Source organism: Allobosea rubneri (assembly GCF_032464875.1).
Taxonomy (GTDB): Bacteria; Pseudomonadota; Alphaproteobacteria; order Rhizobiales; family Beijerinckiaceae; genus Allobosea; species Allobosea rubneri.
On record NZ_JAWDID010000097.1, the window covers coordinates 1 to 10,747 of the forward strand.

General features: G+C 67.5%; 8 protein-coding genes. 7 read left to right on the forward strand and 1 reads right to left on the reverse strand.

The annotated features are described in order from the left end of the window. On the forward strand, positions 1-806 hold an 806-nt coding region (gene tagH / locus RKE40_RS28950; protein ID WP_316021622.1), incomplete at its 5' end, for a type VI secretion system-associated FHA domain protein TagH. A gap of 12 nt (positions 807-818) precedes the next feature. On the opposite strand, the gene RKE40_RS28955 is transcribed toward tagH, so the two are convergent. Next, entirely contained in the window at positions 819-1,592 is a 774-nt protein-coding gene (locus tag RKE40_RS28955; protein WP_316021623.1) for a hypothetical protein, read from the reverse strand. 272 nt (positions 1,593-1,864) lie between these two features. On the opposite strand from RKE40_RS28955, the gene tssK reads away from it, so the two are divergent. The 6 genes from tssK to RKE40_RS28985 all read left to right on the forward strand — a co-directional run. After that, positions 1,865-3,202 (forward strand): type VI secretion system baseplate subunit TssK, encoded by a 1,338-nt coding sequence (gene tssK, locus RKE40_RS28960; protein ID WP_316021624.1) that lies wholly within the window; start codon positions 1,865-1,867, stop codon positions 3,200-3,202. Then, positions 3,199-4,674: a type VI secretion system protein TssL, long form gene (gene tssL / locus RKE40_RS28965; protein ID WP_316021625.1), complete on the forward strand. Its 1,476-nt coding sequence runs from the start codon at positions 3,199-3,201 to the stop codon at positions 4,672-4,674. The genes tssK and tssL overlap by 4 nt, the downstream gene beginning before the upstream one ends. Positions 4,675-4,720: 46 nt before the next feature. Beyond that, on the forward strand, positions 4,721-8,368 hold the full coding sequence (gene tssM / locus RKE40_RS28970; protein ID WP_316021626.1) for a type VI secretion system membrane subunit TssM: 3,648 nt from the start codon (positions 4,721-4,723) through the stop codon (positions 8,366-8,368). Positions 8,369-8,370: 2 nt separating this feature from the next. Beyond that, the gene (tagF, locus tag RKE40_RS28975; protein WP_316021627.1) at positions 8,371-9,075 is read left to right on the forward strand and encodes a type VI secretion system-associated protein TagF; all 705 of its coding nucleotides are present in this window, start codon (positions 8,371-8,373) and stop codon (positions 9,073-9,075) included. Continuing rightward, complete coding sequence (locus tag RKE40_RS28980) at positions 9,072-9,866, forward strand: PP2C family protein-serine/threonine phosphatase (RefSeq protein WP_316021628.1); 795 nt, start codon at positions 9,072-9,074, stop codon at positions 9,864-9,866. Before tagF ends, RKE40_RS28980 begins: the two co-directional genes overlap by 4 nt. Beyond that, positions 9,863-10,747 (forward strand): serine/threonine-protein kinase (locus tag RKE40_RS28985; protein ID WP_316021629.1); only part of this gene is annotated, 885 nt, incomplete at its 3' end. The genes RKE40_RS28980 and RKE40_RS28985, both read left to right, overlap by 4 nt.

Sequence of the window (10,747 nt, forward strand, 5' to 3'; positions counted from 1 at the left end):
ACGATCTGGCCTGGGCCCCCTATCAACCGCCAACGGCGCCGGAGCCCGAGCCGATCGCCCCGATCCCGACACCACGCAGGCCGCTAAGCCAGCCGCCGGCGGGCGATCCCTGGGGCGAGCCGATGACCGCCGCCCCGCAGCCATCCGGCTTCGGTGTGCCGCCTCATCAACCGCCGCCGACGCCCTCGCCGCCTCCTCAGCCTGTTCCGGCAGGCGTGCCCGCGATCTCCCCGGCCGAGTTCATCGCCCGCTTCGCGCGAGGCGCCGGCCTGCCGGCTGAGGAACTTGCATGGCAGGACCCCGGCGCTTTCGCCGAGCAGACCGGCATGCTGATGCGGCTGATCGCGGTCGAGCTGAAGCAACTGCTGGCGGCGCGGGCCGAAAGCAAGCGGGTTGCCCGCAGCGCCAACCAGACGATGATCCAGGCGCAGGACAACAACCCGCTGAAGTTTTCGCCGACGATCGACGATGCACTGAAACTGATCTTCGGGCGGCCGACCAGTGGCTATCTCAACGCCCAGAAGGCGTTCGAGGAGAGCTTCAATGATCTGAAAATCCACCAGATCAAGACCTACTCGGCCATGCAGCACGCGCTGCGCATGCTGGTCGAGGATCTCGATCCCCAGGCCGTATCGGAAAGCGTCAGTACCGAGCGTGGCCTCGAAGGCCTGCTCTCCTCGCGCAAGAGCAAGCTCTGGGACGCCTATGTCGCGCGGTGGGAGGCCAAGACCGCCCCCTATGAGGACGGGCTGGTCGACGCCTTCATGCTCTATTTCGCCGAGTGCTACGACCGCGGCGGTCGCTGAGCCTGACCGCGCTCACAGTTCGAGCAGCATGCGGATCGCCTGCGGCTCAAGCTCGCGCGGAGTCTCGTCGAAGCTCGCCCGGTAGTAGTCGAGCATGCTCAACTGCTCGAAGCGGTTCCGCAGGCCCTTTTCGTTCATCGCCGCGCCTCTCTCCTCGAGGTTCGCGATCATGTTGTGGTTGGTGCCGTCGGGCTCCTCGAAGACGAGGTCGGGCACCTGTGGCTTGGCGCGTAGCGCGGCCTCGCCGGCGGCGATCCCTACCAGCGCTCCCGGCGTCCAGATCCGGGCATAGGCGTCGGCGACATCGCGCTCGGGCGCGCCGGTTCCCGTCAGCACCGCGCGGCAGGCATCGGCGAAGGCCTCGACCATGCCGCTCCGCTCGGCCCACCAGTCCGCACGATTGAAGTTGGCGTGGATGGGCTCGACATAGGCGAACTCGTTCTGGAGCAGCCGGGCCGGTTCGCCCTGCAGGTAGAGCCACGGCTCGGCATTGTCGATCAAGAGCTGCCCCGGCAGCAGATGCGCGGCCTGGTCGTCGCCGGTAGCGCTGAAGAACTGCTGGCTGGCCCCTTTGCAGACCACCATCGGCGCCGCGGAAAGCGGCCTGCCGGGGCGTCCGGGGGCCCGGATCAGGACCATGAAGGCCAGCACCTTCGCGACCCGGGCATTGCGCGAGCGTCCGTGCCAGATCGCAAGGTCCGGATCGCTCTGGAAACGCTCGACTTCGACCAGCCGAAAGAACTCGGCCTGCTCGACAACCGGATCGGGAGAGCTGCGCTTGCCCATCTCAGCCGCCGTGGAAGGCCTGGAAGCGGCCGCCGCGATCACAATCCAGCGCTTGTGAGGCCTGCATCACGCTCCTACTCCACCACATACGGCTGCGCGCAGCCGTCAACCTACAGCCATCTGCCCCGGCTTGCGACGGTTTCGCAGCCTTGCCGCAGCGAAAGCGCTTCCGACTGCTGAAGTCGCGCCTTGCGAATACGTCACGTTGCAGGGTGACGCTGGTTGACGAGCTGTATATGCTTCTGCCCTAGCCTAGAGATAGCGAGAACCGGATGTCGTGGTACAGCAAGGTTGTCTGGTCTGAAGGCCTGTTCCTGCGACCGCACCATCTGCAGCAGAACGACCGCTACCTCGAGAACCTGCTGGAAAACCGCGTTCGGCACACCACGCCCTACCCGTGGGGGTTTTCGGTGCTGGAGATCGACCACGACCTCGCCCAGCAAAGCCGCATCGGCCTGCGCCGCGCCGTCGGCGTGATGCCGGACGGCACCCCCTTCGCCATGCCCGACAACTCGCCGCTGCCGCCGGCGATCGAAGTGCCGGACAATGCCGCCGGGCAGGTCGCCTGGCTCTCGCTGCCGCTCGCCTCGGCCAATACCCGCGAGGTCGAGGACAGCCTGAACGGCAGCGCCAGCCGCTTCTTTCCGTCCACGGAAATGCTGATCGATTCCACCGCCTCGCTGCGGATCGAGGAGGAGATCGACATCGCCCATCCGCGCATGGCACTGGAGCTGCGCAAGACAGCCAAGCCTGGCTTTGTCGGCCTTGCCCTCGGCCGCATCCTGGAAGTGCGCGATCGCGCCGTCCTGTTCGACGAGAAGTTCGCCCCGCCGATCCTGGTCTGCTCGGCCCATCCGGTCGTCGACGGCTGGATGGACCGGGTCATCGGCTGGATCGACAACAAGCTGGAAGAGCTTGCCCGCTACGCTGCGGACCCGACGGCGGGCGGCGGCCTGCAGAGCGCCGACTATTTCATCCTGCAGATGCTCAACCGGCACATTCCGGTGCTGAAGCATATGCGCGGCTCGCGCTTCGTGCACCCCGAGCGCCTGTTCGTGAGCTTGCTTGCCATCGCCGGCGAGCTCGCCACCTTCACCACCGCCGAGCGCCGCGCCCGCGATTACCCCACCTATGATCATGACGACCTCGAGGGCTGCTTCACGCCGGTCGTTCGCGACATCCAGGACTTTCTCTCGGCACAGCTAGGCCGCCGCGCCATCCGCCTCGAAATCGTCGAGCGTGCGCCGAACGCCTTCATGTCGACGATCCGCGACCGGGCTCTGGTGCGCAATGCGACGCTGATCCTCGAGGTCGCGGCGCGCCGGCCGCTGACCGAGATCCAGGCGCAGTTCCCGCATCTCTTCAAGGTCGGCCCCAATACCAAGATGAACGAGATCGTCCATGCCCATCTGCCGGGCATCAACCTCGTCCATGTGCCGACGCCGCCGCCGCAGATCCGGGCGCTGACCGACCACGTCTATTTCTATCTCGACCGCACGTCGCCGCTCTGGCCGGAGTTCAGCACGGCGAGTTCGATCGGCATGCACTTCTCCGGTGACTGGCCCGACCTCGAAATGGAGCTCTGGGCCGTGCTCGAGGGCAGGAGATGAGTGACAAGGGCTCGCCGTACGATCCGTTCGGCCGCTCGGACCGAACGATCATCAAGCCGAACCCCGCCGGAAGGCGAGCGCCCTCACCGTCAGGCCCCGATCCCCAGGCCGCCACGCCGGGCTACCCGCCGCAGCCGGCCTCGCCCTATGGCTACAACCCGTCGACGGCGCCCCAGTACCCGCATGCCGCGCCGCCCTCACCCGGCGTTCCCGGCGGCGAGGAGTGGCTCTCGACCCCACCGCCGCGGCCGAGCACCCCGCCTCCACCGGGCTACGCCCCGCAAACCCTGCCGAAGCGCGAGCAGATGCTTACGCCGAACGCCAATCCGATGCTCAAGGCGGCCGGCCCCCTGCTCTTGCTGCTCGGGCGTATGCGCGCCTCGCTGAGCAGCGCGCCGGCCACTCAGATGATCGGCCAGGTCGGCGAAACGATCGAGGCCTTCGAGCAGGAGGTCCGGGCGGCCGGAGCCTCGCCCGAGCAGACGCGTACCGCGAAATACATCCTCTGCGCCTTCGCCGACGACATCGTCCAGAACATCCCCGGTGAGGATCGCCATGTCTGGACGCAGTACAGCATGCTCTCGCGCTTCTTCGGCGAGCGCACCGGCGGCGTGCGCTTCTTCGAGGAATTGGACCGTGCCAAGCGCGACCCGGGCGTCAACTACGACCTGCTCGAACTGATGCATGCCTGTCTGGCACTCGGCTTCGAGGGCATCCACCGTACCTCGGCCGGCGGCGCCGCCAATCTGCAGATGATCCAGCGCAGTCTGTTCGAGACGCTGCGGCGGGTGAAGCAGCCCGATCCGGAACTGTCGCCGCGCTGGCAAGGGCAGGCCCTGGTCTCGCGCATCGCCGGCTTCAAAATTCCGGTCTGGTCCGTCGCCGCCGTCGCTGCCGTCGCGGTGCTCGGCCTCTATTTCATCTTCCGCGCGCTGCTCGGTGGCAATGCCGAGGCCTCGGCTTCCGCCTTGCTCGCGGTCCATCCCAAGGGCGAGCTCTCAATCGTCCGGAAAGTCTTTGCCAAGCCTCCGCCACCGCTGCCGCCACCGGCGCAGCAGCCGAAGGTCTGCGCCGCGGTGCGCCCGCCGATCACCTGCCAGGTCACGCCTAACCTGATCATCGTCCGGCTCGTCGACATCACCCTGTTCGAGCCCGGCCAAGCGGTGGTACGCGACGAGTTCCGCCCGCTGATCGAGCGGATCGCCGCGGTGCTGAACGAGGAAGGGGGGGCGATCAAGGTCGTCGGCCACACCGACAGCCAGCCGATCCGCACCGCGCGCTTCCCCTCCAACCAGCAATTGTCGCTGGAGCGCGCCAAGGCGGTGGGCGAACTGCTCAAGACCAAGCTGAACCAGAAGGACCGGATCAGCGTCGAGGGCAAGGGCCCCGACGCACCGATCGCCAGCAACACCACACCCGAGGGACGCGCCAAGAACCGCCGGGTCGAGATCCTGATCCAGCGCGAAAGCTAGATCCAAAACGAGCAGCGAGAGAAGCCATGAGGGAGGTCGACACGAAATGAACGTCGCGATCTGGCTCAGGATCGTCGCAATCGCTGTCGGCACGCTGGCCCTGGCCCTGCTGGTCTGGTTCGGAGGCCCCTTCGTCGCGATCGGCGACGTGCGCCCGTTCGAGCCGCTCTTCGTGCGACTGCCGCTCGTCCTGCTCCTCGTGCTGGGGGCGGCCGCCTGGATCGCCCTCACCATCATCCGCAGGCGCAAGGCCGTGGCGGCGTTGAGCGAGGCACTGTCCAAGGAGGAAAGCGCGACCAGCGATAGCGCGGCGCTGAGCTCGGCGATGCGCGATGCGCTCGCAACGCTGAAGCGGACCCGCGGCAAGGATGGCGGCGACTATCTCTATGACCTGCCCTGGTATGTGATGATCGGCCCGCCCGGCGCCGGCAAGACGACGGCGCTGGTCAATTCCGGCCTGAAGTTCCCGCTGGCGCGCGGCGGCCAGGCCCCGGCCGCGGTCGCCGGCAATGGCGGGACCCGCTATTGCGACTGGTGGTTCGCCGAGGAGGCGGTGCTCATCGACACCGCCGGCCGCTACACCACCCAGGACACAGACACGAAGGCCGAGCGCGCGAGCTGGCTCGCCTTCCTCGATCTCTTGAAGCACAACCGCCCGCGCCAGCCGATCAACGGCGTCATGGTCGCGATCAGCGTCGAGGATCTGCTGACCTCGACGCCGGAACAGATCGCCGCCCATGCCGAGGCGATCCGCGCGCGTCTGCTCGAGCTGAACGAGCGCCTGAAGATCGACTTCCCGGTCTATGCGGTCTTCACCAAGGCCGATCTGATCGCCGGCTTCAACGAGTTCTTCGGCGGGCTCTCCGAGCCGCAGCGGCGCATGGTCTGGGGCCACACCTTCCAGACCCTCGACAAGACCCGCAATATGATCGGCGACGTACCGCCGGAGTTCGACGCGCTGATCGAGCGCCTGAACGAGCGCCTCTCCGACCGCCTGCAGGACGAGCCCAACCCGACCGCGCGCGCCCACCTCTTCGGCCTGCCGAGCCAGATGGCGGCGCTCAAGCCGATCGTGGTCGACTTCCTCGGCCGTGTCTTCGAGCCGACGCGCTACCAGCAGAGCGCGACGCTGCGCGGCTTCTACTTCACCTCCGGCACCCAGGAAGGCACGCCGATCGACCAGCTGATCGGCGCGCTCTCGCGCAATTTCGGCAGCGAGCATGCCGGCGCCGGCAGCTTCTCGGGCCGCGGCAAGAGCTACTTCCTGACCGACCTGATCCAGAAGGTAATCATCGGCGAGTCCGGCTGGGTCTCGACCGATCTGCGCGCCACGCGGCGCTCGGCGCTGCTGCGCGCCGCCGGTTTCACCGCCGTGGCGCTGGTCGCGGCGACGCTCGCCGGGCTGTGGTGGACGAGCTATTCGCGCAACAGCGACCTGATCAACCAGACCAATTACGCCCTCGCCGACTACCGTTCGAGCGCCGCCCCGGTGCTGCAGGAGACGACGATCTCGGAACGGAACTTCAGCCGCGTCCTGCCGCTGCTGCACAAGCTGCGGCACATGCCGGCCGGCTATGCCAGCAAGGACGAGCCGACGCCCGTCGCAGCGACCTTCGGCCTGAGCCAGCGCGAGCGCCTGCAATCGGCGACGCAGATCAGCTATCAGGAGGCGCTGGAGCGGATGCTGCGCTCGCGCATCATCTTCCGCCTCGAAGAGCAGCTCGAAGCCAACGCCAACAATCCGGGCTTCATCTACGAGGCGCTCAAGGTCTATCTGATGATCGGCGGCCGGGCGAAGCTGGACCGCGATCTCGTCCTCGCCTGGATGAGGCTCGACTGGGCCGAGAACCTTTTCCCCGGTGCCGCCAACGCCAAGGGCCGCGAGGCGCTGGAGGAACACCTGACCGCCCTGCTCGATCTCGACGAGGGCGACGAGCCGCTGGTCAAGCTCAACCAGACCTTGATCGAGACCAGCCAGCAGACCCTGCGGCGGATGAGCATCGCCGAGCGCGCCTATGAGCTGCTGCGCACGCAGGGGCGTAACGCCAACCGCGACTGGGTCGCGGCGCAGCGCGGCGGCTCCGATGTCCGTCTGGTGTTCGAGGGCGTCTCGGGCGAAGATCTCGACTCGATCCGCGTACCCTATTTCTACACCTATGACGGCTTCCAGAACGCCTTCGTCGACCGCCTCGGCGATATCGGCGAGCGTATCGAGAAGGAGCGCTGGGTTCTCGGCGAGAATGTCGATCAGGCCGCGATTACATCGCAATATGCCAGTCTTTTTCAAGACCTTCTGAAGCTTTATTCACGCGACTTTACAGCATCCTGGCAGCGCGCTCTGCGCCGGCTGAAGCTGCGCCCGCTCAATGCCGACAAGCCCAAATACGTGGCGCTTTCGGCGATCGCCGCGCCGACCTCGCCCTTCAAGCAACTGCTGGAATCGGTCCGCGACGAGACGCAGCTGACCAAGGAGCGCGCCGCGCGGCGACCCTCCGCCGCACAGGCGGCGGCGCAGGCCGGCAAGGAGGCTGCGGCCAAGACGCTGGAGGAGCGCGCCAATGCGGCGCTCGGCCGGCTCGGCACCTCCCTGCCGCTGAGCGCGCCGGGTGTAGACCGGGTGCTCTCGGGCGGCAGCGAAGCGCTCGGCGCCAATATCGAGGCCGGGTTCAAGCCGTACCATGTCCTGGTCGACGGCGATCTCGGACGCCGCCCGGTCGATCAGGCGCTGCAGATCTTCGCCGAGATCAACCAGAACCTTGCGACGGCGGCGACCACGCCGGCCCAGTCGGCGGCTGCGAACGCGGCAATGGTTCCGCTGATCGCCTCGCTGCGCGGTAATTCCTCGCGCTATCCTGCCCCGTTCGATGCGATGATCGTCTCGGCGGTCAACGATTTCGAGGGCGACGCTACCAGCGCGACCATCTCGCTGCTGCGCCAGGCGCTGGGCGACGAAGTCAGCCGCACCTGCACCAATCTCCTCGCCAATCGCTACCCCTTCACCAAGGGCAGCACCCGCGACATCGCCTTGTCGGACTTCGCCCAGCTCTTCGCCCCCGGTACCGGCGCGATGGACAAGTTCCTGAAGGAGCGGCTCGACCCTTACATCGACAAATCCGGCGCGCAATGGACCTGGCGCGCCGACAGCCGCGTCGCCCGCGCGCTCTCGCCGACGACGTTGCGTGAGTTCCAGCGCGCCAGCGACATCCGCGAGGCCTTCTTCCCGACCGGCGGCAACCTGCCCTCCTTCCAGATGGTGGTGGTGCCGACCGCCCTTTCCTCCGACGCCTCCGGCGCCAAGCTCGAGATCAACGGCTTCACGGTGGCGAGCCAGCAGGGCGTCAACACACCGACGCCGGTGATGTGGCCGGGCGCCGGGCTGGCGAGGACCTCGGTCACCCTGACGCTCGGCGGCAGCGCCGGCAGCAACAATGCGGGGGGCATCTTCGGCGGCGGCTTCTTCTCGAACAGCCCGACGCCGGCCGCGCCAAGCGAGGTCAAGCTGTTCGAGCGCGACGGAGTCTGGTCGTTCTTCCGGTTGCTCGATGCCGGTTCGGTGCTGCGCCAGGGCGACAATGTCGTCTTCACGCTCGCCTCCGGCGGCCGCCAGGTCGGCTACCAGTTCGGCGTAGGCTCGCTGAAGAACCCGCTGGTGCTGCCGGCACTGCGCGAAATCCGCTGTCCGACGGGGATTTAGACATGGCGTGCGGGCTGTTCGGGAAGCTGCCGGGCAAGCGCGACTTCATCGCCCTGGGGGCGCCCACGGCCTTTCTCTCGGTCTACGAACCCTGGCTCCAGGGCGGGCTGACCGCAAGCCGGCTCGATCTCGGCGCCGGCTGGCAGGATGCCTTCCTGCACGCGCCGATCTGGCGCTTCTGGCTCGGCTCCGCCTATGGCGGCAGCTCCGTTGCAGGCGCCTTCATGCCCTCGGTCGACGGGATCGGCCGCTACTTCCCGCTCACGGTCTTTGCGGTCGCGGGTCCCGGCACGGCGATCCCACCTCCGGAGACAGACCCGCAGGATGCGTGGTTCGACCGCGCCGAGGATTTCCTGCTGAATGCACTGGAGCCCGAGGCGAGCTTCGAGACGGTTGCCGAGGCTCTGGCCCAGTTGCCGGTTCCGAATGACGAGCTGAAGGCCGCCCCGCCGGTCGACATGGTCAGGCTGTCCGACGGCACCATCGTCAGCGCGCTCGAGCCGGCGAGCTTCCCTGCCCGACTGGCGGCGCTGCGGGTCGAGGACCATGCGCGTTCCTACGCCCATGCCTGCTATTTCTGGACCGTCGGTGGCGAGAACTTCGAGCCGCTCGCCCTGGTCGGCCAGGCTCTGCCGAGCCCCTATCTGTTCAGCGGCCTCCTGACCGGCCGCTTCGACGCCTTTCTGGGTGTGGGAGCAGCGTCATGAACCATGTCGGCGCCACGCTTACCTTCGAGACAGGCGCGATCAGCCATCCCGGCCGCGTGCGCAGCCACAATGAGGACAATCTGGTGACGCGGCCGGAATTCGGGCTCTGGGCCGTGGCCGACGGCATGGGCGGGCACGAGAACGGCGCCATGGCGAGCGCGACCGTCGCCGCCGCGCTCGACGGCATCGGTCCCGCCATCTCGGCCGCAGACCTCTTGGCGCGGCTGGAACAGAGCGTGCTCGCAGCCAATGCCGAGCTGCGCCGGCGGGCCCAGGCGCTCGCGGGCGCGACAATGGGATCGACGCTCGCCGTCCTGCTGGCGCATGACAGTCACTTCGCCTGCGTCTGGTCGGGCGATAGCCGGATCTACCTCGTCCGCCACGGATTCATCACGCAGATATCGCGCGATCATACCGAGGCCCAGGATATGATGGATCGGGGCCTGCTCAGCGCCGAAGAGGCGCGGAACTGGCCGCGCCGGCATGTGATCACCCGCGCCATCGGCGTCCACGACCTGCCCTCCCTCGAAATCGACCATGGCGAGCTCGAAGGCGGCGACACCTTCGTGCTCTGCTCCGACGGCCTGACCGGCCATGTCGAGGATGACGAGATCCTGCGCGCAGCATCCGGCCCGGATGTGCAGGGTGCGTGCGATGCCCTGCTGGCGCTGACGCTCGAGCGCGGAGCGAGCGATAATGTCACCGTCGTCATTGTCCGCTATCATCACGATCGCCGCGTGCAGACCCGCTGGATGCCGAACATGCGTCAGCCGAAGAACGAGGCCTCATGACCGATTCCGAGCGCACGATCATCATGCCGCGCAACGGGCTTTCAGCCGGCACCAGGCTGAACGGCATCTATGAGATCGAGCGCCTGATCGCCGTCGGCGGCATGGGCGAGGTCTACAAGGGCCGGGCCATCCAGACCGGCGATGCGGTGGCGATCAAGATGGTCCGCCCCGACATGGCGCAGGACGAGGCAGTCGTCACCCTATTCCGCAAGGAAGCCGCGGCGCTGCACAATGTCTACAACGAGGCGATCGTCCGCTACTACGTCTTCACCGTCGATCCCGGCACTCAGGCGACCTACCTCGCCATGGAGTTCGTCGACGGACAGCCCCTGTCGGAGCGGCTCAAGCAGGGCCCGCTATCGCCAGAGGAGGTCGACCTGCTGCGCCGGCGCATCGCCAGCGGCCTGCACGCCGCGCACATGCTGGGGATCACCCATCGCGACGTCTCGCCCGACAACATCATCCTGCCCGGCGGTCAGGTCGGGCGCGCCAAGATCATCGATTTCGGCATAGCCAAATCGAACCTGCTGGGCGAGAAGACCGTCATCGGCACGGGCTTCGCTGGGAAGTACAACTATGTCTCGCCTGAACAGCTCGGCCTGTTCGGCGGCGAAGTCTCCGGCAAATCGGACATCTACAGCCTCGGTCTCGTCCTCGCCGAGGCGCTCGGCGGCCGCCCTCTCGACATGGGCGGCACCCAGATGCAGATCCTGGAGAAGCGGCGGCGCGTGCCTGACGTCGCCGCGCTGGACAAGAGCCTGCAGCCGCTTCTCGCCCGCATGCTCGCGCCCGACCCGAAGGACCGCCCGGCCGACATGGCCGAGGTCGCGTCCTGGCAGCCGAAGGGCAAGCAGGCGGCAGCCGGCGCAGGCGTTCCCTGG